The 25,758-nt window shown below is 63.1% G+C and carries 28 protein-coding genes; 15 read left to right on the plus strand and 13 right to left on the minus strand.

What is annotated here, in order from left to right:
• Positions 1–155: 155 nt before the first annotated feature.
• The gene (locus EPN80_RS17530) at positions 156–713 is read right to left on the minus strand and encodes a sugar O-acetyltransferase (RefSeq protein ID WP_293030251.1); all 558 of its coding nucleotides are present in this window, start codon (positions 711–713) and stop codon (positions 156–158) included.
• Between the two features lie 53 nt (positions 714–766).
• Positions 767–2,281 (minus strand): PLP-dependent aminotransferase family protein, encoded by a 1,515-nt coding sequence (locus EPN80_RS17535; RefSeq protein WP_293030253.1) that lies wholly within the window; start codon positions 2,279–2,281, stop codon positions 767–769.
• A gap of 195 nt (positions 2,282–2,476) precedes the next feature.
• Here EPN80_RS17535 and EPN80_RS17540 point away from each other — a divergent pair, with 195 nt between their 5' ends.
• Positions 2,477–3,226 carry an SDR family oxidoreductase gene (locus EPN80_RS17540; protein WP_293030255.1) on the plus strand — a complete coding sequence of 250 codons (750 nt, stop codon included), beginning with the start codon at positions 2,477–2,479 and terminating at the stop codon, positions 3,224–3,226.
• Between the two features lie 22 nt (positions 3,227–3,248).
• Here the strand turns inward: EPN80_RS17540 and EPN80_RS17545 are convergent, their stop codons facing one another.
• The gene (locus EPN80_RS17545; protein WP_293030258.1) at positions 3,249–3,914 is read right to left on the minus strand and encodes a glutathione S-transferase family protein; all 666 of its coding nucleotides are present in this window, start codon (positions 3,912–3,914) and stop codon (positions 3,249–3,251) included.
• A gap of 192 nt (positions 3,915–4,106) precedes the next feature.
• Between EPN80_RS17545 and EPN80_RS17550 the strand changes: the two genes are divergently transcribed.
• From EPN80_RS17550 to EPN80_RS17570, 5 genes are all read left to right on the plus strand, one after another.
• The gene (locus EPN80_RS17550; protein ID WP_293030261.1) at positions 4,107–5,099 is read left to right on the plus strand and encodes a YafY family protein; all 993 of its coding nucleotides are present in this window, start codon (positions 4,107–4,109) and stop codon (positions 5,097–5,099) included.
• 217 nt (positions 5,100–5,316) lie between these two features.
• Positions 5,317–5,769, plus strand: a complete 453-nt coding sequence (locus EPN80_RS17555; protein ID WP_293030264.1) for a MarR family transcriptional regulator — start codon at positions 5,317–5,319, stop codon at positions 5,767–5,769.
• A gap of 29 nt (positions 5,770–5,798) precedes the next feature.
• Positions 5,799–6,362: an isochorismatase family protein gene (locus EPN80_RS17560; RefSeq protein WP_293030267.1), complete on the plus strand. Its 564-nt coding sequence runs from the start codon at positions 5,799–5,801 to the stop codon at positions 6,360–6,362.
• Positions 6,363–6,364: 2 nt separating this feature from the next.
• Complete coding sequence (locus tag EPN80_RS17565) at positions 6,365–6,694, plus strand: hypothetical protein (protein ID WP_293030270.1); 330 nt, start codon at positions 6,365–6,367, stop codon at positions 6,692–6,694.
• Positions 6,691–7,944 (plus strand): MFS transporter, encoded by a 1,254-nt coding sequence (locus EPN80_RS17570; protein WP_293030508.1) that lies wholly within the window; start codon positions 6,691–6,693, stop codon positions 7,942–7,944. Before EPN80_RS17565 ends, EPN80_RS17570 begins: the two co-directional genes overlap by 4 nt.
• A 123-nt stretch (positions 7,945–8,067) precedes the next feature.
• On the opposite strand, the gene EPN80_RS17575 is transcribed toward EPN80_RS17570, so the two are convergent.
• A complete protein-coding gene (locus EPN80_RS17575) occupies positions 8,068–9,111 on the minus strand; it encodes a hypothetical protein (protein WP_293030273.1) in 1,044 nt (347 codons plus the stop codon).
• A gap of 153 nt (positions 9,112–9,264) precedes the next feature.
• On the minus strand, positions 9,265–10,209 hold the full coding sequence (locus EPN80_RS17580; RefSeq protein ID WP_293030276.1) for a GlxA family transcriptional regulator: 945 nt from the start codon (positions 10,207–10,209) through the stop codon (positions 9,265–9,267).
• A gap of 99 nt (positions 10,210–10,308) precedes the next feature.
• Here EPN80_RS17580 and EPN80_RS17585 point away from each other — a divergent pair, with 99 nt between their 5' ends.
• The 3 genes from EPN80_RS17585 to EPN80_RS17595 all read left to right on the plus strand — a co-directional run bounded on the left by EPN80_RS17585 (position 10,309) and on the right by EPN80_RS17595 (position 12,391).
• Positions 10,309–10,986, plus strand: coding sequence for a DJ-1/PfpI family protein (locus tag EPN80_RS17585; RefSeq protein ID WP_293030279.1), 678 nt, complete (start codon positions 10,309–10,311; stop codon positions 10,984–10,986).
• 78 nt (positions 10,987–11,064) lie between these two features.
• Positions 11,065–11,808 (plus strand): SDR family oxidoreductase, encoded by a 744-nt coding sequence (locus EPN80_RS17590; RefSeq protein WP_293030282.1) that lies wholly within the window; start codon positions 11,065–11,067, stop codon positions 11,806–11,808.
• Between the two features lie 40 nt (positions 11,809–11,848).
• Positions 11,849–12,391: a DUF2867 domain-containing protein gene (locus EPN80_RS17595; protein ID WP_293030285.1), complete on the plus strand. Its 543-nt coding sequence runs from the start codon at positions 11,849–11,851 to the stop codon at positions 12,389–12,391.
• Positions 12,392–12,410: 19 nt separating this feature from the next.
• On the opposite strand, the gene EPN80_RS17600 is transcribed toward EPN80_RS17595, so the two are convergent.
• Entirely contained in the window at positions 12,411–13,403 is a 993-nt protein-coding gene (locus EPN80_RS17600; RefSeq protein WP_293030288.1) for an SDR family oxidoreductase, read from the minus strand.
• A gap of 101 nt (positions 13,404–13,504) precedes the next feature.
• Between EPN80_RS17600 and EPN80_RS17605 the strand changes: the two genes are divergently transcribed.
• On the plus strand, positions 13,505–14,464 hold the full coding sequence (locus EPN80_RS17605) for an AraC family transcriptional regulator (RefSeq protein WP_293030291.1): 960 nt from the start codon (positions 13,505–13,507) through the stop codon (positions 14,462–14,464).
• A 40-nt stretch (positions 14,465–14,504) separates the two neighbouring features.
• Here the strand turns inward: EPN80_RS17605 and EPN80_RS17610 are convergent, their stop codons facing one another.
• Positions 14,505–15,263, minus strand: a complete 759-nt coding sequence (locus tag EPN80_RS17610; protein WP_293030293.1) for an SDR family oxidoreductase — start codon at positions 15,261–15,263, stop codon at positions 14,505–14,507.
• 156 nt (positions 15,264–15,419) lie between these two features.
• Here EPN80_RS17610 and EPN80_RS17615 point away from each other — a divergent pair, with 156 nt between their 5' ends.
• Positions 15,420–16,355 (plus strand): AraC family transcriptional regulator, encoded by a 936-nt coding sequence (locus EPN80_RS17615; RefSeq protein WP_293030296.1) that lies wholly within the window; start codon positions 15,420–15,422, stop codon positions 16,353–16,355.
• 47 nt (positions 16,356–16,402) lie between these two features.
• On the opposite strand, the gene EPN80_RS17620 is transcribed toward EPN80_RS17615, so the two are convergent.
• Positions 16,403–17,005, minus strand: coding sequence for an XRE family transcriptional regulator (locus EPN80_RS17620; protein ID WP_293030299.1), 603 nt, complete (start codon positions 17,003–17,005; stop codon positions 16,403–16,405).
• 230 nt (positions 17,006–17,235) lie between these two features.
• Between EPN80_RS17620 and EPN80_RS17625 the strand changes: the two genes are divergently transcribed.
• The 4 genes from EPN80_RS17625 to EPN80_RS17640 all read left to right on the plus strand — a co-directional run bounded on the left by EPN80_RS17625 (position 17,236) and on the right by EPN80_RS17640 (position 21,537).
• Positions 17,236–18,546: an MFS transporter gene (locus EPN80_RS17625; RefSeq protein ID WP_293030302.1), complete on the plus strand. Its 1,311-nt coding sequence runs from the start codon at positions 17,236–17,238 to the stop codon at positions 18,544–18,546.
• A gap of 12 nt (positions 18,547–18,558) precedes the next feature.
• Positions 18,559–19,188 (plus strand): glutathione S-transferase family protein, encoded by a 630-nt coding sequence (locus tag EPN80_RS17630; RefSeq protein ID WP_293030305.1) that lies wholly within the window; start codon positions 18,559–18,561, stop codon positions 19,186–19,188.
• A 91-nt stretch (positions 19,189–19,279) separates the two neighbouring features.
• Positions 19,280–20,050, plus strand: coding sequence for an aldolase (locus tag EPN80_RS17635; RefSeq protein WP_293030308.1), 771 nt, complete (start codon positions 19,280–19,282; stop codon positions 20,048–20,050).
• 1,169 nt (positions 20,051–21,219) lie between these two features.
• Positions 21,220–21,537: a hypothetical protein gene (locus tag EPN80_RS17640; RefSeq protein ID WP_293030311.1), complete on the plus strand. Its 318-nt coding sequence runs from the start codon at positions 21,220–21,222 to the stop codon at positions 21,535–21,537.
• 229 nt (positions 21,538–21,766) lie between these two features.
• Here the strand turns inward: EPN80_RS17640 and EPN80_RS17645 are convergent, their stop codons facing one another.
• From EPN80_RS17645 to EPN80_RS17665, 5 genes are all read right to left on the minus strand, one after another.
• On the minus strand, positions 21,767–22,591 hold the full coding sequence (locus tag EPN80_RS17645) for an alpha/beta fold hydrolase (protein ID WP_293030510.1): 825 nt from the start codon (positions 22,589–22,591) through the stop codon (positions 21,767–21,769).
• A gap of 128 nt (positions 22,592–22,719) precedes the next feature.
• Positions 22,720–23,463, minus strand: a complete 744-nt coding sequence (locus EPN80_RS17650) for an SDR family NAD(P)-dependent oxidoreductase (RefSeq protein ID WP_293030314.1) — start codon at positions 23,461–23,463, stop codon at positions 22,720–22,722.
• A 34-nt stretch (positions 23,464–23,497) separates the two neighbouring features.
• On the minus strand, positions 23,498–24,052 hold the full coding sequence (locus EPN80_RS17655; protein ID WP_293030317.1) for a bacteriohemerythrin: 555 nt from the start codon (positions 24,050–24,052) through the stop codon (positions 23,498–23,500).
• A 32-nt stretch (positions 24,053–24,084) separates the two neighbouring features.
• Positions 24,085–24,615: a cupin domain-containing protein gene (locus EPN80_RS17660; protein ID WP_293030320.1), complete on the minus strand. Its 531-nt coding sequence runs from the start codon at positions 24,613–24,615 to the stop codon at positions 24,085–24,087.
• A gap of 14 nt (positions 24,616–24,629) precedes the next feature.
• Positions 24,630–25,751, minus strand: coding sequence for an alcohol dehydrogenase catalytic domain-containing protein (locus tag EPN80_RS17665; protein ID WP_293030323.1), 1,122 nt, complete (start codon positions 25,749–25,751; stop codon positions 24,630–24,632).
• Positions 25,752–25,758 lie beyond the last annotated feature (7 nt).

A 25,758-nucleotide genomic window follows, 5' to 3' on the forward strand; every position in this document is an offset into this window, starting at 1 on the left:
TTAACCACCTTATGTGCCGGCTGTTGAAACCCAGCGTAAAAAATGCCGGAATCGCCGCGATCTGGTACGCCGATTCACGCACGCGAAGACGTATAGCCGTTTCTTTTGGAATGATCGGTAGCATACCGCACGTTCAGCCAGAACACAGCCGCAGCCTAATCGGCGATCGAGCGAACGACGCTCGCTGGATTGCCGGCGACAAGCGTATTCGCAGGCACGTCCCGGGTGACGACCGATCCAGCGGCGATAACCGAGTTTTCGCCGACCGTCACACCGCCGATAACGGTCGCGCCGGCGGCAATCCAAACGTTTTTCCCGATCACGATGGGTCGGGCGACAACGCCGTCGCGCCGCCTGGCGGGTTCAATGGGATGACCGGACGTCATCAGGCTCACGTTTGGCCCGATCATCACATCGTCTGCAATGTCCAGCCCGCCAAGATCGTAAAAAGTGCAATTCTGGTTGATGAAGACATTGCGCCCGACACGGATATCGACGCCACCGGTCGTATAAAACGGCGGAATCAATAGAAAGCCCTCGTCCACCGGCTTGCCGATCAGCTCGCTGAACAACACCCTGACCTCATCCGCCTCGTTGAATGTCAGGCGGTTGAGCGCGGCGGTGATCGACAATGCCCGCTTCACGTTGGCCAGCATGGCTGCCGATTCGGGCGTTCCGCGGGGAATGGTTTTGATGCGATCGTCGTTCGCCATGCGTTCCTTGTCTCCCAAAGCCACCCGATGACCGGCAGCAACCAGTGGCTGCCTCAGCCGTCCACGCACAGGCGCAATGTGCGCGCCAGGCGCGCGGCCTGAGCCGCGTCGACCACGTTGGCGAAGCCCATCACCAGGCCGCGCCGCGAGTGAGGCGCCCGGCCATTGGCATACCAGATCGACAGCGGCAGCACAGCGAGCCCGGCCTCGCGCGCGCGGGAAGCCACCGCGACGTCGTCCACCGCATCGCGCGAGCCCGCCGCGAACTGTACCGCAAACTGGATCCCGCCTGGCGGCAAATCAACCACCAGCCGCGGCCCGAATTCCTTCTCCAGCGCCCGCACGATCAGCGTACGCCGCTGCGCATACAGCGCGCGCATGCGTTTCAGGTGGCGCGCAAAATGCCCGCTGTCCATGAAATCGGCCACAGCCGCCTGGAACAGGGTCGGCGCGCCGGCGTTCATGCTGTGCGCGACACGCTCGACACGCTCCACGGCCCGCTGCGGCACTACCGCGTAGGCCAGCCGCAAGCCGGGAAACATCACCTTGCTGAAGGTGCCGCAATAAATCACGCGATCGCGTCGGTCCAGACTCTTCAAGGCCGGTAGTGGCCGGCCCACGTAGCGGAATTCGCTGTCGTAATCGTCCTCGATAATCCAGCCGGCGGCCTCCTGTGCCCAGTCCAGCAGTGCCGCGCGCCTGGCCAGCGAGAGGGTCACCCCAAGCGGGCTCTGGTGCGAGGGCGTGACCAGCGCGAAGCGCGCCTGCCGATCCAGCCGCATGCCGCGCTCGACGTCGATCCCCTCTTCGTCGACCGGCACCGGCACCAGTTGCATGCCGGCCTCGACCAGAAAATTGCGCGCCAGCAGATAGCCCGGGTCCTCGATCCACATGCGATCGTCCGGGCGGGCAAGGCTGCGCAGCACGAGTTCGAGCGTTGCCCGATAGCCGCCGGTCACGAACACCTGTTCCGGCCGGCAAGTCACGCCGCGCGACAGCCCGAGATAGGTGGCGATATGCTCGCGCAGCGGCCAGTAGCCCGCTGGATCGGGGTACGCGAGCATCGCCTGCGCGCCGCTGCGCGCATGACGCGACACCAGCCGGTGCCACACCTTGCGCGCAAACGCGTCGAGCGCGGGCAGCCCGGGCTGCAATGGCCTGGGCTCGCCGCTCATGGCCACCGCAATGGCCGTTCGGCGCGGCGCCGGTTTACCGCCATCCGATGCGTCTTGCGCTCCGGCCTCTTCAACGCCCCGCCAGGCGAGCTCCTGCGCGGGCGCCGGTGCACGCATTGCATGCGTAAGCGACGCCGGCAGCGACGGCGAGACGAACGTGCCCGCCGCGCCGCGCATCTGCAGATAGCCCTCGTCGACCAGAATCGTGTAAGCCAGCTCCACCGTGCCACGCGCCGCGTTCAACTGGGCGGCCAGTGCGCGCAGCGCGGGGACGCGGTCGCCTGGGCGCAAATGCCCGGCGGCGATCGCCGTCTTGAAACGCTCGCAGATCTGCAGATAGATGGGCAACGGCTGCTGCCGGTCTATTTCGATGGTCAACGGGGGCGTGGGCATGGTAACGAGGGACTCTCGGGCAACGAACGGCGCAACCGGAATGGACCAGTCGAATCGATCAAACTTGGCACTTACCACTGGGTCATGATCTTCCCATAATAGCCTCATGCGATGCGGCGGCGGCGATCATCTTCACACGAACCCGTCCGCGCCGGACGCGCCCCGTATTCCCCTTCCTTCTCTGGAGAGTCTGTCATGAAAATCGTCGTCATCGGTGGTTCCGGCCTGATCGGATCGCGTCTGGTCAAGTTGCTTGGCGAGGCTGGCCACGAGGCGCTCGCCGCATCGCCTCGCCATGGCATCAATAGCGTGACCGGCGAGGGTCCGAGCGAAGCGCTGGCAGGAGCCGAGGTCGTCGTGGACGTGACGAACGCACCGTCATGGGAGCCTCAGGCAGTGCTCGATTTTTTCCGTACGTCCGCGCGCAATCTGGGCAAGAGCGAAGTGGCCGCGGGGGTGCGCCATCATGTCGCCCTGTCCATCGTCGGCTGCGACCGCACGCCGGAGAATGCGTATTTTGTGGCCAAGGTTGCCCAGGAAGAGGCGATCGCGGCGGCGGGCGTGCCGCACACCATCGTGCGCGCCACCCAGTTCATGGAATTCATCGGCGGCATCGCCGATTTCAGCACGGTCGACGGGACGGTCCGCCTGGGCGACGGACTGTTTCAGCCGATCGCGGCCGACGACGTCGCGGCAATGCTCGCGCAAATCGCGCTCTGCGCGCCGCAAAACGGCACGATCGAGATCGCCGGCCCGGACCGCGCACCGTTCGCCGAGATCATGACGCGTCACCTGAATGCCTCGAACGATGCACGGCCAGTGGTGACGGATCCCGAGGCCCGGTACTATGGCGGTCTGGTCGAGCAGCAATCGCTCGTTCCGCTGGGCGACGCGCGAATCGGCCGCATTAGCCTCGATCAGTGGCTGGCGCGCGCCACGCGATGAACTGCCAACGACGGCACACGCCTCACCGTACCAATCCTTGCAGAAAATCCGGCACCGCATAGTCGATCGAGACGAGATAGGCCGCCATGGCGCCGGCCACTTTGCGTACCGCGGGGCGCGCCGTCATCCGCTCGCGCCACGCCAGCAGATTGGGCGTGTGCGCTGTCATCGGCGCGCCCTTGCGCGCGCCAAACAACTGCGCCATGTAAAAGGCGATGTCGGCGCAGGAATAGGCCCCAGCCAGGAATTCCCGATCGCCCAGCACCCGTTCCATGCGCAGGTAATATTGCGACGCCGCTTCGCGCGCGCTGCGCGCCGCCGGGTCGTCCGGCGTGGCCTCAAGGCCCATCAGCCGGATAATGTACGGAAAGTAGATCTCGTCGCTACTGTGCTCGAGCTGGCGCGCCATCGCACGCGCCTGGCAATCCGCCGGCCATAACGGCGGATCGGGCCGCAGGTCTTCGAGGTACTCGAAGATCTGAGTGGAATCGAAAATCTCGAGCGCTCCATCGATCAGCACCGGCACCTGGCGTTTCGGGTTGATGCGCAATACGTCGGGATGCTTGGGCTCATAACCGCGCTGCGGATCGAACGGCGCCATCACCAGTTCGAACTCGATACCCTTTTCGTGCGCCGCAATCTCGACCTTGGCGCCGAACATGCTCAGCGGACCGGAAATTATTTTCATGGATCTTTCCTCGTTGGTTGTCGTGCGCGGCAAGCTTCGCCGCAGTCTTCATGCGGGCATGTAGCGAACGGGCATCGAGAAGCTCGATGGGTTCGCAAACCGTCACGCGATTTACTCCGCCAGGGGGTGTCGACAATAATAGAATCGTTAACATGACATCTTCTGTCATGTATTTTCGCGACGATATCCCTGATGAAAGCCAGCCGGCTACTATCGATCATGATGATGCTCCAGGCGCGCGGGCGCATGACGGCCCCGGTGTTGGCCCAGGCGCTGGAGGTTTCCGAGCGTACGATCCTGCGTGACATCGATCAGCTCTCCAACGCTGGCGTGCCGATCTGGGGCGATCGCGGCCGCAACGGCGGGTTTCAATTACGCCCGGGTTGGCGCACCGAGCTCACCGGGCTCACCGAACGCGAGGCCCATGCGCTGTTTCTGGCCGGCTTGCCCGAGCCGGCGACAGCACTGGGGCTGGATGCCATGGCGGCTTCCGCGCAGCTCAAGATAATTGCCAGCCTGTCGCCCGAATCGCGCGAGCAGGCCGACCGCGTCGCCAGCCGCCTGCACATCGACACCGTAGACTGGTACCGCGCACCGGAGACGCCGCCCCTGCTGCGCGAAGTCGCCGACGCCGTCTGGGGCGCCTACCGTATCGAAGTGACTTACGAAAGCTGGCGGGGCGTGTCTCACCGCGAACTCGAGCCCCTGGGACTGGTGCTCAAGGGCGGCGCCTGGTACCTGGTTGCCAGGATGGTCGGGCGGCCAGGCGTGCTGACCTTTCGGATGGCGAATATTCACGAACTCAAGACCTCGGGCCGCCGCTTCAGGCGCCCTGCGCGGTTCGATCTGGCCAGGCACTGGCACGAAGCCATGCAGCAGTACGAGACCGATCTCTACCGCTTGACGGCACATATCGCCGTATCGCCGCGCGGCGAGAAATGGCTGCTCAACGAGCGCATCAAAACCGCGCCCCTCGCGCGGGATGCGCAAAGCGCGGAAGTGCCGCCGGGTTGGAAAGCGTTTTTGATGCCCATTGAATCCATCGAACATGGCGCGCGCAAGCTGCTCGGCTATGGCAGCGAGGTCAAGGTCATCGGGCCGCCGGCGCTCAAGAAAAAATTCATCGAAGCGTTGTCGCGGGTGCATGCCTTATATCGGCAAACGCGTGAGCCTGGCGGGGGATGACGTCGATTTCGCGTCGATGCCAAACGGCCAGCCGTCCACTCGAATCCCCCCCTGAGTCAACAAACGGGGTCGATACAACGACCCTGAACCCGATTCGCATTGGCGCAGACCACCGCATGTCAGTGCCGCTCTCGCTGCACTCACCTGCATCTATTCACTCTCAAGATATTTACAGTTTATCTGTACAGATAAACTGTAAATATGCTACATTCCCGCCATGAGCACACTACCCAGCCCATCCGACGCTTCGGCGTCGACCGCCCTGGCCGGCGAATTGCGCATTTGCGTGAGCAAGTTGATTCGGCGCTTGCGCGAGCAGGCCAATGCGGGCGATTTCACCTCTTCCCAGCGATCGGTGCTGCTGCGCCTCGATCGCGACGGCCCGGCCACCGTTTCGGCGCTGGCGCGGGCCGAGAGCGTGCGCCCGCAGTCGATGCGGGTCACGGTGGCCAGCCTGGAGGCCATGGGCGCCGTGTGCGGTGAGCCCGATCCGCACGACGGCCGGCAAACGCTGATCGACCTGAGCCCGACGTTCCGCAAGACCCTCAAGGCCAGCCGCGCCGCGAAGGACGATTGGCTGTTGCACGCGCTGCAGGCGCAGCTCTCGCCCCAGGAACAGGCCCAACTCGCCGCGGCGGTGAAATTACTCGAACGGCTCGCCGATTTCTGAGGCCCGGCAACTCCATTCCCAACATCAACATGGCACTCACCTCGCTCGACACCAACACAGCGCTGATCGTCGTCGATCTGCAACAAGGCATCGTCGGTTATCCGCTCATTCACCCGATTGAAGGCATCGTGGCGCGCACCCGTGCGCTGCTCGGCGCATTTCGGCGGCTTGGCTTGCCGGTCGTGCTCGTCAACGTCGCCGGCGGTGCGCCGGGCCGCACGGAACGACCCCGCCTGCCCGAATCCTTGCCGCCCGGCTGGACCGATCTCATCCCCGAACTCGACCGGCAACCCGGCGATATCGTCGTGACCAAGCGGACCTGGGGCGCGTTCGCCAGTACCGATCTCGAGCATCGCCTGAAGGCGCTGGGCGTGACCCAGGTGGTCGTCACCGGCGTGGCCACCGGCACCGGCGTCGAGGCGACCGCTCGCCAGGCGTACGAACAAGGGTTCAACGTGACGCTGGCGCTCGACGCGATGACCGATACCCGGCCCGAGGCGCACGAATACAGCATCGGGCACGTCTTCCCGAGGCTGGGCGAAACCGGCACGGCCGAGGAGATCATCGCTCTGCTCAACACACGGAGAACCTGACCATGCCGTGGCTTCATCTGCTGTCATGGTGCCTTGGCGGCGCCGCGCTCGCCAACGCCGTGCCGCACTTCGTCAGCGGCATCATGGGCAAGCCGTTTCAGAGCCCGTTCGCCAAGCCGCCGGGCGAAGGCCTGTCGTCATCGACGGTGAACCTGCTCTGGGGATTTTTCAATTTATGCGTCGGCTATGCGCTGATCTGCCGCGTCGGCAACTTCACACTCAAGAGCACGATGGATGCGGCCGCCCTCGGGCTCGGCATGCTCGCGCTCGGCCTGCCGATGGCGCGGCATTTCGGCCGCCTGCATGGCGGCAACCTGTCGGAGCGCGCCTGAGCATGGCATCGGCCGGCGTTTTTCGTTCGCTCAGGAACTATAACTACCGCGTCTGGGCGGCCGGCGCGCTGGTCTCCAACGTGGGCACCTGGATGCAGCGCACGGCCCAGGACTGGCTGGTGCTCACGCAGCTCACGCGCAACAATGCGTCGGCGGTGGGCATCGTCATGGCACTTCAGTTCGGGCCTCAGTTGCTGCTGTTGCCGTGGACCGGCTTCGCGGCCGATCACTTCAATCAGCGCAAGCTGCTGATGGTCACCCAGGCCACCATGGGCGCGCTGGCCATCGCGCTCGGCCTGCTCACGGTCATCGGCCTGGTGCAGCTCTGGCAGGTCTATGCGTTCGCGTTTGTGTTCGGCTGCGCGTCGGCTTTCGACGCGCCGGTGCGCCAGACCTTCGTGGCCGAGCTGGTGGGCGACACCGACCTTTCCAACGCCGTGGCGCTCAACTCAATGTCATTCAACGCCGCGCGCATGATCGGTCCGGCCGCGGCGGGCCTGGTGATCGCCTCGGTCGGCACCGGCTGGGCGTTTTTGCTCAACGGCGCGAGTTTCGCCGCGGTGCTCGCCTCGCTCTCGCTGTTCCGGGTCGCCGAACTGCGTCCCAGCCTGCGGACTCACCGCGCCCGGGGCGGCATGCTGGAGGGGTTTCGCTACGTCGCGTCGCGCCCCGACCTGGTGGCGATGCTGGTCATGCTGTTCCTGATCGGCACCTTCGGCCTGAACTTTCCGATCTTCATCTCGACCATGGCCGTACGCGTGTTTCACACCGACGCGCGAGGCTACGGCGTGCTCTCGTCATTCATGGCCGCCGGCACCGTCACCGGCGCGCTGCTGGCGGCCCGGCGCGAGCGGGCGCGCTTCGGTTCGCTACTCACCGGCGCCGCCGTCTTCGGACTCGGTTGCACGCTGGCAGCCATCGCCCCCAGCTACTGGCTGTTTGCCGGCGCGCTCGCCATCACCGGCGTGGCCGCCCTCACCTTCACCAACTCAAGCAACAGCCTCATGCAGCTCTCGACCGAGCCGGCCATGCGCGGCCGCGTCATGGCGCTGCGCGTGGCGATCGTGCTGGGCTGCACGCCGCTCGGCGCGCCGATCGTCGGCTGGGTCGCCGACCACCCCGGCCCGCGCTGGTCGCTCGCGGTTGGCGCGGCATCGGGTTTCGCCGCCGCGCTGGTCGCCCTCTATGCGATCCGGCGGCAGATGCATTTGCAGCATGGGGACGGATTCGGGGAGCCCGATCCGCGGTGATTGAGCAACAGCGGGATCGATCCAGGCACTCGCTCCGAACGCCGCGCGTCGTGCGGGCACGGCGCCGCCGACGGCTTGGGTATGATGAGTACCAGAGGCCATGGCGCTCGACAGCAAGCCGCGTCAGTCGTCGCGCGCGCGCTGGACTCGCTTCAACCGGCGTTGCCCGATGAACGCGACAATCAGGCCGACGATCGCGAATAGCCCGCCCTCGCCCCAGATCAAAATATTCGTCACCGGGTCTTCGCCCGGTATCTTGCCGCCGAGCGTGATATCCCGCTTGAGCACTGCGGTCCACGGCCCCACGCCATAGCCTGCTGCGCGAAAGGCGTCCGCGACGCCTTCACGCGGGCCGCCCAACGACAGCTTTCCTTCCAATGCGCCGGGCGGATCGGCGATGTCCTGCGCGTCGTGATAACGCGGAATCGTGTCGTCCCGCTCGAGCAGATAGATGCGCCCGCCAGAGCGCCAGCCGGCCGGAACGATCGGGGTGTAGTAGTCACGATAGGCATGCCCGCGGATCGAATAATCACGGGCGAACACGCCGTCGAGAAGAGGCGCCCCGTTGAGCACGTGAACCCAGGGACTCGAGTTGCCCAGTACGATCGGCGCATCCGGGCGCATCGTCACTGGCGTCAGGGGCTTTCCCGCGTCCGTGTTGGTTGCAATATTCATCCAAACGGCGACCACAAGGGCGATGATGAAACTAGCTGCCGCGAGGTACAGGCCGGCATTGCGCGTGCGGCGCGCGATCCTCAGTTTCCCGGCGCCATCGGCGGTATCCCATCGTGCACGGGACTCAGCCGTCAGTTCAGCGCGGGAACGGCTTGCCCGGCGAATCTGGGATGCGAGGTCGGCAATCACCGGATTATCCGGCCACCGCCGCTGCAGCCGGCCAATGACAAATGGCGGCCCGAGAAAGATCACGACCGCCGCAATGCCGGCGGCAAGCAAAATATTCGATCCGCCGAATAGCGCCTCCTGCCAGCGCAGCAGGAAAGTGAACGGCCCGCGATCCTCGATGAGGCTATAGATGACTGCGCCATAACCCCCGAACCACCAGATGAGCATCAGGATACCGACGAGCCAGGAGGGAGCCGTGCGACGGCCGCTCGCAGTCCCGGGTTGCTGTGGCTTGCTTGTGCCTGCGCGTTTGCCGTTTCGCATTTTTCTGGGCTCTTCGGGTCAATTTCGCTTCGGACTGATGACCGACATCGTAGCAGCGAACCGGCCAGCCCGCTCGCGCCGACCGATAGCGGCGATATGGCCATGCCGACCGCCAATCCCGCGCGCCACGGCGCATGTGGGGGAGCGACGCGGCTACTGCGCGGCCTGCCGGTCGGCGCGGCGAATGGCCTGCGGCGGCATGCCATAGAGCTTTACGAACGCTCGTCGCATGCGTTCCGGATCGCTGAAGCCGACGGCACGGGCGATCTGCTCGATCGGCTCCGCGCCGGCTTGCAAGCGCATGCGGGCCGCTTCGACGCGCAAGCGTTCGACGGCCCGCGCGGGCGTCTCGCCGGTCTCGCGCCGAAAGGCCCGCCCGAACTGACGCACGCTGAGGTGGGCGGCTTGCGCCAGCCGCTCGAGTGGCAACGGTTCATGCAGATGGTCACGCGCGAAGCCAAGCGCCAACCGGATGCGGTCGGATTCCGGCGCCATCTGCGACATGGGCGAGAACTGCGACTGGCCGCCAGAGCGGCGATGGTAGACGACCAACTCACGCGCCACCTTGTGCGCCACCTTGCTGCCATGATCGGCCTCGATCAGCGCGAGCGCCAGGTCGATGCCGGCGGTGATGCCCGCCGATGTCCAGACGCCGCGGTCCGCAATGAAAATCCGGTCGGCCTCGACATCCACCGCCGGATAATCCTGTTGCAACCGGTGCGCCATCCGCCAATGGGTGGTCGCGCGCCTGCCGTCGAGCAACCCGACCTCGGCCAGCAGAAACGCGCCGGTACAGACACTTGCCACGCGCGGCGTGCGGCGACTGAGCGCGGCGGCGGCCTGCACCACGTCCGGCACCAACATCGAAGCGATATTGCCGCCGACCACGATCAGCGTTTGGATATCCGCGGCATGCGCCGGCAGCGTCGCCACCGGCAAACCGCCGCTGCCCTGCACCAGACCGCCGGTGGGCGAGAACGCCTCGAGCGCATAACACGGACGCCCCAAGACCGTCGCGACGGATTCGAAGGCACCAAACGGCCCGGCCAGGTCGAGGATCTGATGGCCCGGATAAACGAAAAATCCCACTTTGTGCATGATGGCGCATTTTAAGGGATCTACGTCCTTTACGCCATTCGCCGTTGCGGCCATCATCAACCTCGGCACGAGCATTCACGCACAGAAGGAGAATCACAGATGATCACGGTTGTCATTCCGCTTTACGAGGGCGTCACGCACCTCGATTTCACTGGGCCACATCAATTCCTGAGCGTTCTGCCGGACACCGACATTGTCGTCGCGTCGCTGGACGGTGCGCCCATCACGTCACATGGACTGACTTTCAGCGCGCTCGCCGATCTCGAGACCATTGAGCGTTGCGACCTGCTCTGCATTCCCGGCGGTACCGGCTGCGTTGCCGCAATAGAAAACACGCGTTTTCTGTCGGCAATCCGCCGCCTTGCCCGCGGGGCCCAGCATCTGAGCTCGGTCTGCACCGGGTCGCTGATTCTCGCGGCCGCCGGGCTGCTGGCCGGGCGGCGGGCAGCCTGCCATTGGGCCTGGCGCGACCTGCTGTCGACCTTCGGCGCGATCCCGGATGACGCCCGCGTCGTGCGCGACGGCAACATCATCACGGGCGGCGGCGTTACGGCCGGCATCGATTTCGCGCTGGCACTGATCGCGCAATTGCGCGGTGCCGAAGCCGCCCAGTTCATTCAACTGCTGCTGGAGTACGCGCCCGAACCTCCATTCGACGCCGGCCTGCCGGAAACGGCGCCGCCGCGCATTCGTGAAGCAGTCCTCAACCGCATGGCGGCAACCCTGACGGATGCCGAGCAGCGTATCGGCCACGTCGCACGCCAGCTTCGCGCGTAACGCGGGCGGGCCACCGCATGCGGCGCTTATGGTGCGTACCCGGCTGCATCCGGCGCACCAATCTCAAAGGAGGGATGCATGAAACTCACAGGCAAAACCGCGTTGATCACCGGCGGCACCAGCGGCATCGGTCTGGCAACCGCCAGGCTTTTCATCGATGAAGGCGCGCGCGTGGCGGTGACCGGGCGCGACACACGCCGGTTCGATGAGGTTCGCGCCCAGCTCGGCGACGGCGCACTGATCCTCGCAGCCGACGCCAGTTCGATCGCGGACATGACAGCCGTGCGTCAGGCCGTCGGCGAGACCTTCGGCGGCCTCGACATCTTTTTCGCCAATGCCGGCATCGCCTATGGAACCCCGCTCGCCACAACCGACGAAGCGCGCTACGATGAGATTATGAACGTCAACGTGAAGGGAGTCTTCTTCTCGATGCAGGCCGTCTCGCCGATTTTGCGTAACGGGGCATCGGTGATCCTGACGACCTCTTTCATCATTCACGTTGGCCGGCCCGGGATTTCGCTGCTCGCCGCCTCCAAGGCTGCCGTGCGTTCGCTGGCGCGCAGCTGGTCGCGCGAATTCCTGGAGCGCAGGATCCGCGTCAACGCCATCAGTCCAGGCAGCATCGACACGCCGCTGATCAGCCGTCATCGCACTCCTGAGCAGTTGGCGGCCTTCAAGGCGCAGATGGCGGCACAGGTACCGCTGGGCCGAATGGGGCAAGCGGGCGATATCGCCGCGGCGGCGCTGTTTCTGGCGAGCGACGACTCACGGTATATGTTGGGGGCGGAGTTGGTGGTCGACGGCGGCATCTCGCAGATCTGATGGCTCGAACCGGATGCGCCCCATTGATGAGTGAGCAGGCATGCAGGGTTATCAGCGCATCGAACAATCCGATCTGCCGCCGGCCTCGAGGCTGAGTTCGTCTTACGCCCAGGCCGATTTCTCAGACGCCTTCTCGGTGGCGTTGCCGGACGCCGCCTGCGGCGATGCCGAAGCGCTCGCACGGCACGTCTTTACAAAGCAACCCGCGTGGATCGCGCTGCTGCTGAGATGCCGGGACACGCTCGTGCGGCCGCTTGGCCTGAAGAGAACCGCTGAGCTCAAGGCCAACGGCGACGACCGGATAAGCCTGTTTCGCGTCTTCGAACGCCATGCCGACGAAGTCATTCTCGGGGAAGACGACTCGCATCTCGACTTCCGCGTATCGGTCCTTGTACAGCCGCCGTCCCAAGGTCGCCTCCGTCGCCTGACGGTGACGACGCTCGTGTTCTACCGTCGCCCGCTGGGGCGAGCCTACATTGCCCTGATCGCACCGTTTCATCGCGCCGTCGTGCGCGCCTCGCTTGACCGGGCGCAGCAGCGCGGATGGCCCGACGCCCAACCGCGGGCGGTCGACACGCCATGAACGTGCGAGCACCCCGCACTCAGTTGGCGGCAGTCGAAGTTCGGGCCATGGCGTTCTGCGACGCGATGGCCGCCGCGAGATCGGTCATCAGCGGCGGCCGCGTGGGCTGCCAGTGTAATTGCTCGCGCGTGGCGCGACTCGACACCGGATTGTCGGCGCCGGCAAACGGAGCAAGCCAACCGAAATGACGGACCGCTTCGGCAGGCGTGATTGAAACGGTACGCACACCGAGGTATTGCCCGATCGCGCTGGCGAGTTCGCCGAATGGAATGCCCTCCTCGGCCACCGCGTGATAGCGGGTGCCCGCCGTGCCGTTTTCAAGCGCGAGCCCGAACAGACGCGACGCATCGAGCCGATGCACCGCAGCCCACCGGTTCTGTCCGTCACCGACATAGGCCGAGACGCGCTTCTTGCGCGCGATCGCGACCAACTGCGTGACGAGGCCCTGACGCGTCTGGTCGTGCACCGAAGGCGGCAGCCGGACAACCGTAGCGTTGACCCCGCATTCGGCCAGCGCGAGCGCGGCCTTTTCGCATCTCGCCCTCAAGCCGCCCACCGCCTGCGGGTCGGCAATGTCGGTCTCGATGGCCGCTCGCCCCGGCGTCATCGCCATGGTCGGAAACGCGATCACAAGGGGGCGCTCTTTGCCACGCAGCGCTTGGCCAAAGGTCTCGATCGCGCGCCGGTCGGCCTCGACAGCGGCGAACATGAACCGCCTGACCAGGCCCGTCGGCATCCCCCCCAGCATCACGCGCATGCGAGTGCCGAAACCGGCGTGCGAGAAGGCATGGAAAAACGCGGTGTGGATCACCCCATCCGCCCTTGACGCCGCCTGGCGCAGCGCGCCGAGATTCTCGATCGTGCCTCGGTGCGCGGTCGCGCCGGCGGCCGCCAGCTTCGCGGACGCGGCGGCCGAACGAGCGAGCCCGGTGACTTCATGGCCCGCCGCGACGAGATCCCGAACGACAGCAGACCCGATAAACCCGGTCGCCCCAGTGACAAATACACGCATAACCCACCTCCTGATCGTTTCAGCGACAGATTAAGGGCTTGGCGATGGACGATCCATGGCATAAAGTTCGCATTTGGTATTTAATCGTTCGGAGTTACTACGTGGATTCGCTATCGCAAGTGCTGTCGCTACTGAAGCTGCGCAGCTATGTGTCCGGCGGCTTCGATGCAAGCGGAGACTGGGCGGTGCAATTCGGCGCGCACGAGGGCATCAAGTTTCACGCCGTGCTGCGCGGCGCATGCTGGGTGTCCGTCGAGGGAGAGCCCGCCCCCGTGAAAGTGAGCGAAGGCGAATGCTTCCTGCTGGCCCGAGGAAGGCCGTTTCGGCTCGCCAGCGACGTGCGCGTCGCAGCGGTCGACGTCAGCACGCTCCTGCCACAGGCCCGGGACGGGCGCATCGTCACATACAACGAAGGTGGCGAATTCCTGAGCATCGGCGGCTATTTCACGCTGGCCGATGGCCAGGCCGATCTGCTGCTGAGCATGCTGCCGCCGCTCGTGCATGTCCGGGAGCAAGCGGATCGGGCAACGCTGCGATGGTGCGTCGAGCGCATGCGGCAGGAATTGAGCGATGCGCAGCCGGGCGAGTTCATCGTCGCGCAACAACTGGCGACGTTGGTGCTGGTGCAAGTGTTGCGACTGCATTTGTCGAACGAGTCCCAGGAAAAAGCGGGTTGGCTTTTCGCCTTGTCCGACAAGCGCATGCGAGCCGCGATCGATGCCATGCATGCTTCGCCAGGGCACCGGTGGACCTTGCAGACCCTGGCCGAGCAGGCGGCCATGTCGCGCACGACCTTCACCCTGCGATTCAAGGAAACGGTTGGGCTCACGCCGATGGCGTATTTGACGCGCTGGCGAATGATGCTCGCCGCTGACCGATTGACCCATTCACGCGATTCGGTGGCGGCAATCGGTCTCGCCCTGGGCTATGAATCCGAGAAATCCTTCAGCACGGCGTTCAAACGAGCGATGAACTGTTCTCCTGGCCGATATGGCCGGCAGAAGAAGGCTGGCATAAGCCGTGCCCAACAAGGCGTTGAAAAACCTGGCGAGCGGATTTGAATCGGATCAGGCCGAAGCAGTCGTCTTGCAACGCCGATCGCTAAATCTGAACCCCACCCGCGACCTCGATCCGTTGCGCGTTGACCCAGCCGAACTCTTCCGACAGCAGCGCCGCGATGACCGGCCCGACATCTTCGGGCACGCCGGCGCGGCCGAGTGCGGTGTGGGCGGCAACCGCCTGGTTGACCTGCGGGTTGTCGCGCACGATGCCACCGCTGAAGTCGGTGGCAATCGCGCCCGGCGCGACGACGTTCACGGCGATGCGCCGCGGACCGAGTTCCACCGCCATGTAGCGCGTGAGTGCTTCCACTGCCGCCTTCATCGAGCCATAGCCGATGCGGTTCGGCATCGCAAAGCGGGCCAGTCCGGAAGAGATATTGACGATGCGGCCGCCGTCGTTGATGAGTGGCAGGAGCTTTTGCGTGAGAAACAAGACGCCTTTGAAATGGACGTCGTAGAGCTGGTCCATCTCCGCCTCGGTAATGCGCTCCAGGCCCGCGGCCGACGAGATGCCGGCATTGTTGACGAGGTAGTCGAAGCGCTGTGCGCCCAGCTCGCGGAGCGCCGTGCGCACGCTTTCGGCAAAGCCGTCGAACGTGCTGGCATCACCCGTGTCGAGTTGCAGTGTGATTGCTCGCGCGCCCGCTTCGCCGACGAGCGCGGCGACCTTCTCCGCTTCCGCCCGGTTGGATTTATACGTGATGATCGAATGCACGCCGCGCCGCGCCAGACACAGAACGGCGTTGCGGCCGATGCCGCGGCTGCCACCGGTCACGATTGCGATGCTATTGCTCGCCATGATGAAGACTCCTTGTAGATTCCCGTCACTTGGTATTGACGTTCGAGTCCATTATGGCGATGCGAGGCAAGCGCTAGAATGCCGAAATCATCCAACTTTCTGCCTATTCCTGCCCGGTGGGCGCCGGGATGCGGCATGGCATGCGAGGAACCCTGTATGTCGGATCAGCTGGCCGAGGCGTTGCTGCGCTATACGAACACGCACCCCGGCGAGAGTCCGTTCATGACGCCGATCGACGGCGTCGCCATTCTGAGATCGGATCGTCCCAAGCCGCCCACCCCAATGATTTCGAAGCCCGCCTTGTGTATCGTCGCGCAAGGCGCCAAGTGGGCGACGTTCGGCGGCAACAAGCTCGTCTACCAGGCCGGCCAGGCGCTTCTGATCGGCGTCGAAGCGCCCTCGATCGGGCGCGTCGTGGCGGCGAGCCCCGACGCACCGTGCCTGGTGCTTGCCATCGAGCTCGACCTCGCCGTGATGCGCAGCGTCGCGGATGAGATGGCCGAACCGCCGCCGCGCGCGGAGACGACCAGCGCCGGCATCTTCGTCACCGACTTTGACGGACCACTCGCCGACTGCGCGCTGCGCCTGGTGCGCCTGATCGACACGCCACAGGCGATTCCCGTCTTGCGGCCGCTCATCCTGCGCGAGATCTGCTATTGGCTGCTCACTGGCGCGCAAGGCGCCGACGTCGCCGCGCTGACCCTGAAAAACGGGCCGTCGCAGCGGATCATCGATGCGATCAACTGGCTGCGCAGTCGCTTCCGGCAAACCATCCGGATCGAAGAACTTGCCGAGATGGCACAGATGAGCCCGTCGGCGTTTCATCGCCATTTCAAGGCGCTGACGTCCATGACGCCGTTGCAGTATCAGAAGCAGCTGCGCTTGCTCGAAGCGCGCCGGCTGATGATTTCATACGCCGCCAGTGTGGAAACGGCATCGTTCGAAGTCGGCTATGAAAGCGCCTCGCAATTCAGCCGCGAGTATGCCCGCATGTTCGGGACATCGCCCAGACGCGATGTCACGGCAATGCATCGGGCGCTACGGGTGGATGAGTTGGAGACTGCCCGGGCGAGCGCCGACGGCGTGCATTAGCCGCACGCCGCAACGCGCGGCCAACGTGGCCAACGCGGCCAACACGGTCAACCGCCGGCCTTGTTGTCCGCGACGATAATCAACACCTCGGTCTTCGGCTCGACGCCACGCAAGCGATGCCTGACCAGCCCCGGAAACTGCGCATAGTCGCCCTGGCGCAGAATCACCGAGTGCGCGGCGAGTTCGATTTCGATCGCGCCGGACAACACGAAAAAAATCTCGTCGCCGCCGTGAAAGGCTTCTTCGCCAAACACCGACTCGGCCGATAGCTGCAGCAGGAACGCAGTCGGGCTCTCGTTGCCATCGGCTCGGCTCAGCGGCGCGAACGTATATTTACCGGCGTTCACCCGGCGCAATTGCCGCTCGGAGGCGCGCACCACATGGAGAATGTCTTCGCCGACCTGCTCGCCCAGCAGAGACGCCACCGAGGTGTGCAAGGCCTGCGCGACGCGCACGAGCGCGGCGATCGACAGCGCTTTTTCCCCGCGCTCGAAGCGCGACAGATGCCCCTTGCTCAGCGCCGTTTCCTCGGCCAACTGATCCAGCGTCAATTGGCGGCGCAACCGTAGCGCGCGCACCAGCCGGCCCGAAGCGGGAATCACGGCGTCGGGCGGCGGCGCCTGCCGGGAATTGCGTGTTTGATAAGCCACTGACTACCTCGCTCGTTGTCTTCGCTTGCGGTCTTCGCTGGGGGTCTTCGCTTGCAGCCTTTCGATCGATGCGGGGCCGGACCCGAAGTCGCCTTATAGGCAAAACGCCCGCCACACCTGATACGTGTAAACACCTAGCGAATTCCAGAAAATCCGCTTGTCGCCCTGCATTTTAAATCACTATACTTTTGCCCTATGGACAACTTAGTTGTCTTTAAAAAGGGGCGACCATGAATACGGCAAATAGCGAAGTAACCGAATTGGCGCCGGCGAGTGTTTCGCCGGATTCCCGTTTGAGGCGCGTTGCCTTGGCCTCGATGGCCGGCACCACCATCGAGGCCTTCGACTTCCTGGCCTACGGCACCGCTGCGGCACTGGTTTTCAATAAGCTGTTTTTCCCGACGCTGGACCCGACCGCCGGTACCCTGGCGGCTTTTGGCGCATTTGCCTCGGGCCTGTTCGCGCGCCCCATCGGCGGCATCATTTTTGGCCACTTTGGCGATCGCCTGGGCCGCAAGGCCATTCTGATCCTGAGTTTGATCCTGATGGGCGTATGCACCGTCTTGAACGGGCTGCTGCCGACCTATGAGTCGCTCGGCATCTGGGCCGCGGTGCTGCTCGTGCTGCTGCGTATCGGCCAGGGGATTTCGTTCGGCGGCGAATTGGGCGGCGCGATGCTGATGGCCGTCGAACACGCGCCAGCCCACAGAAAATCGCTGTTCGGCAGCCTGCCGCAAGCCGGGGCGCCGCTGGGCATCCTGTTGTCTTCCGGGGCCTTCGCGCTGATGAATCTGTTGCCCAATGCCAGCTTCATGCGCTGGGGCTGGCGCATTCCCTTCGTGGCGAGCGCCATTCTCATCGCGGTGGGTGTCTTTATTCGCATGAAGGTCGAGGAAACGCCCGACTTCACGGCCGTCAGGCAGCAACGCAAGATCGCCGCGATACCTGCGTGGGACGTCATCGCCCGCCACAAGCGGCCGCTGCTGCTGACCATCGGCGGCAAGCTCGGCGAAGTCACGTTGATCTACACCATCATCGTCTTTTCCATCTCGTATGCGATGGCGAATCTGGGGTTCTCGCGCTCGGCCGCGCTCAACGCCGTGGTGATCGGATCGCTCGGCCAAAGCATCACGATCCCGCTCTTTGGCTGGCTGGGCGACAAGATCGGCGCGCGGCGCCTCTACATCGCCGGCACCCTGCTGCTCGCCGTGATGGCCGTGCCGCTGTTCCGCGCCATGGGCAGCGGCTCGCACGGGGTCTACACCGCTGCGGTGGTGATCGCGCTAATGCTCAATTACGCGATCATCTTCGGGCCGCAGTCGAGCCTTTACAGCGCTCAGTTCCCGGCTGAATTGCGTTACTCGGGGATGTCGATCGGCATTCAGATCGCCGCCACGCTCGGCGGCGGCCTCGCGCCGATCATCGCCACCACCCTGGTCGCGCACGGCGGTGGCATCGGCTCGGTCGGCATTTACCTGACGGTGCTGGGCCTGATCGGCGCGCTCAGCGCGTTCCTGATGAAGCCCTCGGCATCCGACTAAGGAGTGCTTGCCATGTTGACGCTCTACGATCACCCCCGCTCGGGCAACTGCCATAAGGTCCGCCTGTTTCTGTCGATGCTGCGGCTACCCTATGAGAGCGTGTTCATCGACGTGCCCAACGGCGTCAACCGCGAGCCGTTCTTCACCGCCATCAACCCGCTGCAGCAAATTCCGGTGCTGGTCGACGGCGACTACACGATTCAGGACAGCCAGGCGATCCTGCTCTACCTGGCCCATCGCCACGCACCCGACTGGGCCGGCAACGGCGCGCGAGAGATAGCCGATATCGCACAGTGGCTTTCCTTTGCCGCCAACGAAATCGGCAACAGCCTGCAGCCCGCCCGCCTTTATTATTTGCTGGGTGAGGAAATCGACATCGCCGCCGCGCAAGCCAAAAGCCTGCGCGCCCTGAAAATTCTCGACGCCCACCTGACGCGCCACCCGTGGCTGGCCGCCGGCCGGCCCACCATCGCCGACCTGGCCTGTTTTCCGTATGTAGGGCTGGCACGCGAGGGCCGCATGCCGCTGGACGATTTCCCGCATGTGCTGGACTGGATAAGCCGCATCGTCGCCCTCGACGGCTACGTGACGATGCCCGGCTTGCCGCCGCCGCCCGCAACGCCGGATCGTGCCGGCGCATGAGCGCACTCGCCTTACTCACCGCACTCACCGAACGAATTGCGATGACCGCCAGGATCATCGCCGTCGCATTGCCAATCTCATGGAGAAATCGATGCAGCATGCCCCCAAGCAACACTTCACCGACGCCGCGATCGACAAGATGGCGACAAAACTCGATCTCGGCCAATGGACCGAAGCAGAAAAAATCGCGCTCACGTGCCGCATGCTGGCCATGGAAGGCCACTCGGAAACCCTGGCCGGGCAAATCACCGTGCGCAGCACCGACGGCACCTACCTGACCACCCCGATGGCGGTCGGCTTCGACGAAATCGACACGCGGCACATCATTCGCATGGACGACTCGCTACGCGTCATTGAAGGCGACGGCATGCCCAACCCGGCGGTGCGTTTCCATCTGTGGGTCTACCGCCGCCGGCCCGACGTGCAATGCATCGTCCACACTCACCCGCCCTACGTGTCGGCCCTGTCGATGACCGGCCGCCCGCTGCGCATCGCGCACATGGACGCCACCCCCTTCGCCGACGACTGCGCCTTCCTCGCCGAATGGCCAGGACTGCCCATCGCCGACCACGAAGGCGACATCATCTCCACCGCGCTCGGCACGCGCCGTACGATACTGCTCGCGCATCACGGCTTTCTCGCCACCACCTCGTCGATCGAGGAAACCGCCTACCTCTCGATGCTGATCGAGCGCGCCGCCCGCAACCAGCTGCTGGCCGAAGCCACCGGCGAAATCAAGGAACTGGACCCGGCGCTGGCCAAGGAATCTCATGACTTTTTGTTGTTGCCGAGTGTTGTCAAGGCGAGCTTTGCGATGTTTGGGCGGCGGGTGGTGCGGGAGACTGGCTTTGGGGGTGTGTGAGGGGTGGTGTTGGTTGGACGGGGGGTGCGTGGGGGGTGATGTGGTCGGTGGCGGGGAAAGTCGGTTCGCGACCCACTACGGCCAGACGACTTTCTCGAAACCGGTCAGTCGGCCAAACCGAGAATTCTCAAAGTAGAGTGCCACTAAGCGCCCGTTGGCCACCGCACCTGATCGGCCACCTCCAGTCATTCACTCCGGGGTGCGGACGGACATCCAAACGGCGGTTCCACTCAGAGAGCGGACGCACGCCTAGTCGATTGACCGCATTTTGTCCTATTATGTGAACTAACGCAGGGGCATAAGATTACAAGAAGCTGTCCCGACAGACAGCGTCATCGGGGGGGCATGTTGCGAACGACCATTGCAGTCGGCGTGCTTTTGTTTTGCAGGATTGCGATCGCTCAGACTTGCCCTTACGACCCGCGATGCACAAACAATCCCTACGGCGCGGGAAGCCCCTATGCGCCGAACGGCATTAATAATCCGTACAGTCGATACGGAAGCCCATACAGCAACGAGTCTGCCCGAAACCCTTACGCCACCAATGCCCCGGCCCTCTACGACCAGCAGGGCGTCTATCACGGTCGGCTTAGCAGCAACCCATATGACCCGGATTCAACTTCGAACCCATACGGTCGATATGGGAGTCCATATTCGCCCGATAGCATCAACAACCCTTACGGGGCTGGAAATCCGTACAGACGACCGATGATTGTGGTCCCGCAGCAATAGGAATTCATCAGCACGACGACTATGGAGAGGCACAGTCATGCGTACCATGTCCGCTTTTCTTGTCCTGTCCCTTTATGTTTCATCAGCCTTTGGCGGCGAGACGGAGACGATAAGCAGCGAGTCGGCGTACGCGCACGTTGGAGATTACGCAACGGTGTGCGGAACAGTCGCCAGCGCAAAGTATGCCACTGCTAGCCGAGGGCAACCCACCTTCCTCGACTTCGGCAGGCCATACCCCTACGAGAATTTCGTGGCTGTGATTTGGGGCACAGCGCGCCCAGTATTTGGCGAACCTGAGGTGACGTACCTCGGCCGTAGCGTATGCGTATCGGGGATGATTACAAAGTACAGAGGAAAGCCCGATATGATTCTAAGTAACCCAAATCAAATTACAGCAGAGTAGCAGAATCATATCGATCGCCCACGAGGTGTGCGCCATGACGAGAGCTGATGCGTTTGTGCGCGTGGCATTATTAACGTTGCTCTCTTTACTCACTACCCATTCAGCATTGGCTGCATCTTGTGATAACGATGACCTCGAGAGCAAGAGTGACGACGGCTCATACCTCATTATGTCGTCAGGATCAGTCTACGAGGTGTTGCCAGGAGACGAAATTGAAAGTGAACTGTGGCTGCCACCTGCCGATGTAGTGATGTGTTCGCGATCCGTCACGGTCCAAGGGCATCAGTACCTTGTCTATGACATCATCAACAAGGATGAAAACGAGAAGGTGAGCGCGATGAAGCGCCGCTGACGATTCGATTATCAAAACATGTGGAAAAAGCCCCAGACTCCGACTGTTTCAGACTCGCCGAAAGAGGCGCTTGCAGCTTACCTTCAGTACATGGAGCGCGAATATTCATGGTACGAAGCGGCCGCCAAGTGATCTGCCCCCGCATTTCTCCCCTCGCTGCCCCCGGTTCTCGCTTTCTTCGATCGAATAGGCGCAAACAGCTATCCGCCGGGACTTTTGCAGATTTTCCCTAGCGGGACAGGAAGTCCAATACCATCCTGTTGAATTTCTCCGCGTGCTCCCACTGCACCCAATGGCCACAACGGCTGAACAGATGCAACTCTGCCTCCGGCAATCCGGATAGCAGACGCAATCCGATGTCATAGGGCAAGAATCGATCTTCCCTGCCCCAGACGATCAGCGTCGGCGCCTTGATCTCCGGCAATCGCAGTTGATAGTCCGTGAATTGCTTGGGGTTTGCCGTCACACTCGCCACCCAGTTTTCAAGGTGGTGTCTGTTGGCATGCATGTTGTTGACGCGCTGTTGCAACAGGTCGTCCGTCAATGCCGATGGGTCGTACACGAACACGTTCATCATGCGCTTGACGTTTTCCAGCGTGGGCTCTCGATAAACGAAATTCAGTAACTTGATCCCTTCTGTCGGCTGGGGGACGAAGGTGCTGGTCCCGCCGGTACCGCCCCCCATATAGACCAGGCGATGAACGCGATCGGGATTGGCGAGCGCGAAAGCCGTGGCCGAATGCGCTCCCATCGAGTTTCCGATCAAATGGATTCGGTCAACCTGAATCCGGTCGAGCACCGCACGAATAACCAGACCGTTGAATTCCGACCGCGAACCTTCGGCAATCACAACCGGATCGCTCTTGCCGAATCCCGGCACGTTGATCAGCAAAACGCGATACCCGGCACCGGCAAAGGCATCGATATTTCGATGGTAATTGGCCCATCCCGTTGCCCCGGGCCCTGAACCATGGAGCATCACCACGACAGGGTCTTCTACGCGACCGACGTCGTTGTAGTGCACTTTGTAATCGGCATCCTGCACGCGAACCATAACCTCGCGGCTGGTCTTTGCCTCATTGAACAATGAACTCATATTTGATCTCACGTCGAAGTCATACATCGGAACTATTGGGTCTTCCCACGCGCACCGCCCCTTTGATATATCGCCCCGGTGCGACGCTAAATGCTCATGCCACCATCCACGGATAGCGTGGAGCCGGTGACATATTTGGCTTGTTCGGACAAAAGCCACAGAACCGCATTGCCGACCTCATCCGGCTGGCCGATTCTGCGCATGGGAATCATGTCGTCCAGCAGATGCAGATCGCCGCCCGTCGAGCGCATGTAGTTTGGCGTTTCGGTGGCCCCTGGACAGATCGCGTTGACGCGGATATTGAATTCCGCGTACTCCTTGGCCACTGCTTTCGTCAACCCGACGACCGCGTGTTTAGAGGCGACGTAGTGGGCGATTCCCGCCACGCCACGAAGCCCGAAGATCGACGCGTTGTTGACAATGGCCCCGCCGCCCGAGCGCAGCATCGCTTCAACCTGGTACTTCATGCCATAGTAGACACCCTTGAAATTCAGATCGATTACCCATTCGGCTTCTTCAACCGGTGTCTCATGAATGGGGTGGAATTCGCCGTGACCACCTGCGTTGTTGAATGCGAAGTCCAGACGACCGAAGCGCGATTCGACGAATGCCACCAGTGCTTCGTTAGCGTCTCGCGAGGCGGCATCCGTGAGATGGATTTCGGCGTTTCCTCCCTGGGAGACAATGCGTTCGCGAACCGAAAGCAATTTGTCTTTTGTGCGCCCGGCCAAAACCACGGTGGCGCCCTCTTGGGCCAACGCCAGCGCCGCGGCCATGCCCATGCCGGAACCGCCGCCCGTGATCAGGCCCACTTTGCCTTTCATCAACATCGACTATCTCCTTCCGCGTTCCGAGCTACGCCACCTACACGGAATCGGCCTGAACTTCCCCTGCGTCACTCTCTGCCGGGATGCGATCCGCATGCACCAGATTGCGCCGCAAAACGACCGCCTGACCGCCATGCGTTCTACCGTTGATCCACGCCGAGAGCGACGAATCCATATAGTCGGCGTGCCCCGGAAACCAGTCGATCAGCGACTGCGCAAGCCGATGAATGGCCCCCAGCCCGATCTGACCGATGGCGGCCAGCTGTTGTACCTGAAATACCGCGGCGAGCACCTCGTCGTGTTGATCGCGGTGGCACTTGGCATAGACATCGGGAAACGCTGTTCTGTCCATCCATGCGTGTTCAAGATCAAAGTGCGAAATCAGATGCGCCGCCACAGCCGAGAGCGCCGCCAGTGCCATGTTTGCCGTGCTGTTGCGCAACGCCATCACGACGTGAACGAACTCCCTGTGCTCGTCGTCCATGGGCTCGTGGCCGAGAAGCAGGCCGTCATGCCATTCCAGATTCTCGTTATGTCCAGTGGGGCGCTGTACATGGCGCGCGTGATGATCACTCGATTGCAGGCTGCTCATTCCGACCTCAGACTCCGATGCTTGATTGATGCTTACTTCCGTTTGGCGTCGAGAAGAATCGATGCCATCACGGCGGGTTGCGCGCTGCGATTTCGCCACGCGTGCCGGGTGCCGTTCTGGATCACGATGTCGCCTGCCCTGAGCTCACGTGTTTCACCATCATCCAGTTCGAGCGTCAATTCACCTGACAGGATGATGTCGTAGTCGATCGAATCGGTGATGTGAAATCCCGAGCCATCGGGCTCGAAGCATTCGGCCAGGCCCGGCAGCACCTTCGCGTATTCAGCGCCTGCAGCGGCTCCGTCGAAACGGGGGTCGGCCATCACGGCATCGGGCGGGAATTGCACGATCATGAAGCGCGAACCATTCAATCCAGGCAGCACTGAATTGGAATTCTCAACCGGATCACCGCCCGTATGCGGCAAGGCGGTTGCCGGATTCGTAGCCCATACCTGTGTGGTCTTGAATCCGGGAACCGCGGCGAATTCATGACCTCGAGCTTCATCGTCACTGAGGACAACGGATTTACCGTTTTTTTGGCCGGTAACTACACGACGTACCATCTTCGCACTCCAGGTTATTGTGTGATGACCACGTTGAAGAAGCCGCCCGCGCGTTTTTCCGCGTCCTTTAACGCTTCGTTTGCCTGATCGAGCGTGTACGTGTGGTTTTCGAAAACCGATACATCGAGCGTACCTGCTTCGATCATGCTCACCAGATCCTGGCCCTCACCCACCGTGAACCACAGGGATCCGATGATCGACAGGGCCGAGCACATCATTTCGTGCATATTGATTGGCACTTCATTGATCTGTGCGCCGATTTCCACCAGGCGACCGCCGCGACGCAGGCAACCCAAAGCGTTCTTCGTCACCAGCATGTTGGTCGGACTCGGAGCAATTGCATCCACCACGGCATCAACGCCCATGCCCCCCGTTTGCTCCCTGGCCCATGCGACCATGTCGCCCGAGCCGGCCGCGAATGTGGAGATTCGCCGGGGATCGATCTTCCGGACACGGGCCAACGTTTGCTCGTCGCGAGCGACGACCATGATTTTGGCTGCGCCCATGGCACGCGCGATCAGTGTCGCGCCCAGACCCAGCGTGCCTGTCCCGCCGATGATGAGAACATTCTTGCCGCCGGCGACACCCGCCTTGCGCAGACCCGCGTATGCCGTGCCCAGATAGCCGAAACGCGCGGCGGCTTCGAAGCTGACTTCATTGCCAAGCTTCACCAGGCCATCCGCCGGTGCCGTGGCGTACTGGCTGAAGCCGCCATACGGATATCGTTCGTAGATCTTTTTTGACTTGGGGCCAAAGCCAAAGTAGCCCTGGAAGGTATATGCCTCGCAGAAGATGTTTTCGCCAACACGGCATGCGTGGCACGAACCGCACGAGCGACCCGGATTGACGTATACGCGATCACCAACCTTGATGCCGGTGACTGCGTCACCCACTTCGACCACGACGCCGGCCGCGTCCAGACCGAAAATTGCCGGCAGGTCCGGCAACGTAAGATAAGCCTTGTCATTCGCGTAATTACTGATGACGTTGCGCAGATTCGGAACCACTCCCGAGGCCTTGAGCTGAACGATCACATCCGTGGGGCGTTGAAGTTGCGGATACGGAATGGACTCGATACGGAAGTTGCCCGATGCATCGTGGACGCGCGCGGCGCGCATCATTTCGTTTTTGCTCATTTCTGCG

The sequence above is a fragment of the Pandoraea sp. genome (assembly GCF_004297875.1).
GTDB lineage: Bacteria > Pseudomonadota > Gammaproteobacteria > Burkholderiales > Burkholderiaceae > Pandoraea.

Excerpts from the sequence above, each read along its gene's own strand:
- EPN80_RS17530 (WP_293030251.1), bottom strand. The coding sequence starts at position 713 with ATGGCGAACGACGATCGCATCAAAACCATTCCCCGCGGAACGCCCGAA.
- EPN80_RS17535 (WP_293030253.1), bottom strand. The coding sequence starts at position 2,281 with ATGCCCACGCCCCCGTTGACCATCGAAATAGACCGGCAGCAGCCGTTG.
- EPN80_RS17540 (WP_293030255.1), top strand. The coding sequence starts at position 2,477 with ATGAAAATCGTCGTCATCGGTGGTTCCGGCCTGATCGGATCGCGTCTG.
- EPN80_RS17545 (WP_293030258.1), bottom strand. The coding sequence starts at position 3,914 with ATGAAAATAATTTCCGGTCCGCTGAGCATGTTCGGCGCCAAGGTCGAG.
- EPN80_RS17550 (WP_293030261.1), top strand. The coding sequence starts at position 4,107 with ATGAAAGCCAGCCGGCTACTATCGATCATGATGATGCTCCAGGCGCGC.
- EPN80_RS17555 (WP_293030264.1), top strand. The coding sequence starts at position 5,317 with ATGAGCACACTACCCAGCCCATCCGACGCTTCGGCGTCGACCGCCCTG.
- EPN80_RS17560 (WP_293030267.1), top strand. The coding sequence starts at position 5,799 with ATGGCACTCACCTCGCTCGACACCAACACAGCGCTGATCGTCGTCGAT.
- EPN80_RS17565 (WP_293030270.1), top strand. The coding sequence starts at position 6,365 with ATGCCGTGGCTTCATCTGCTGTCATGGTGCCTTGGCGGCGCCGCGCTC.
- EPN80_RS17575 (WP_293030273.1), bottom strand. The coding sequence starts at position 9,111 with ATGCGAAACGGCAAACGCGCAGGCACAAGCAAGCCACAGCAACCCGGG.
- EPN80_RS17580 (WP_293030276.1), bottom strand. The coding sequence starts at position 10,209 with ATGCACAAAGTGGGATTTTTCGTTTATCCGGGCCATCAGATCCTCGAC.
- EPN80_RS17585 (WP_293030279.1), top strand. The coding sequence starts at position 10,309 with ATGATCACGGTTGTCATTCCGCTTTACGAGGGCGTCACGCACCTCGAT.
- EPN80_RS17590 (WP_293030282.1), top strand. The coding sequence starts at position 11,065 with ATGAAACTCACAGGCAAAACCGCGTTGATCACCGGCGGCACCAGCGGC.
- EPN80_RS17595 (WP_293030285.1), top strand. The coding sequence starts at position 11,849 with ATGCAGGGTTATCAGCGCATCGAACAATCCGATCTGCCGCCGGCCTCG.
- EPN80_RS17600 (WP_293030288.1), bottom strand. The coding sequence starts at position 13,403 with ATGCGTGTATTTGTCACTGGGGCGACCGGGTTTATCGGGTCTGCTGTC.
- EPN80_RS17610 (WP_293030293.1), bottom strand. The coding sequence starts at position 15,263 with ATGGCGAGCAATAGCATCGCAATCGTGACCGGTGGCAGCCGCGGCATC.
- EPN80_RS17615 (WP_293030296.1), top strand. The coding sequence starts at position 15,420 with ATGTCGGATCAGCTGGCCGAGGCGTTGCTGCGCTATACGAACACGCAC.
- EPN80_RS17625 (WP_293030302.1), top strand. The coding sequence starts at position 17,236 with ATGAATACGGCAAATAGCGAAGTAACCGAATTGGCGCCGGCGAGTGTT.
- EPN80_RS17630 (WP_293030305.1), top strand. The coding sequence starts at position 18,559 with ATGTTGACGCTCTACGATCACCCCCGCTCGGGCAACTGCCATAAGGTC.
- EPN80_RS17635 (WP_293030308.1), top strand. The coding sequence starts at position 19,280 with ATGCAGCATGCCCCCAAGCAACACTTCACCGACGCCGCGATCGACAAG.
- EPN80_RS17640 (WP_293030311.1), top strand. The coding sequence starts at position 21,220 with ATGACGAGAGCTGATGCGTTTGTGCGCGTGGCATTATTAACGTTGCTC.
- EPN80_RS17645 (WP_293030510.1), bottom strand. The coding sequence starts at position 22,591 with ATGGTTCGCGTGCAGGATGCCGATTACAAAGTGCACTACAACGACGTC.
- EPN80_RS17650 (WP_293030314.1), bottom strand. The coding sequence starts at position 23,463 with ATGTTGATGAAAGGCAAAGTGGGCCTGATCACGGGCGGCGGTTCCGGC.
- EPN80_RS17655 (WP_293030317.1), bottom strand. The coding sequence starts at position 24,052 with ATGAGCAGCCTGCAATCGAGTGATCATCACGCGCGCCATGTACAGCGC.
- EPN80_RS17660 (WP_293030320.1), bottom strand. The coding sequence starts at position 24,615 with ATGGTACGTCGTGTAGTTACCGGCCAAAAAAACGGTAAATCCGTTGTC.
- EPN80_RS17665 (WP_293030323.1), bottom strand. The coding sequence starts at position 25,751 with ATGAGCAAAAACGAAATGATGCGCGCCGCGCGCGTCCACGATGCATCG.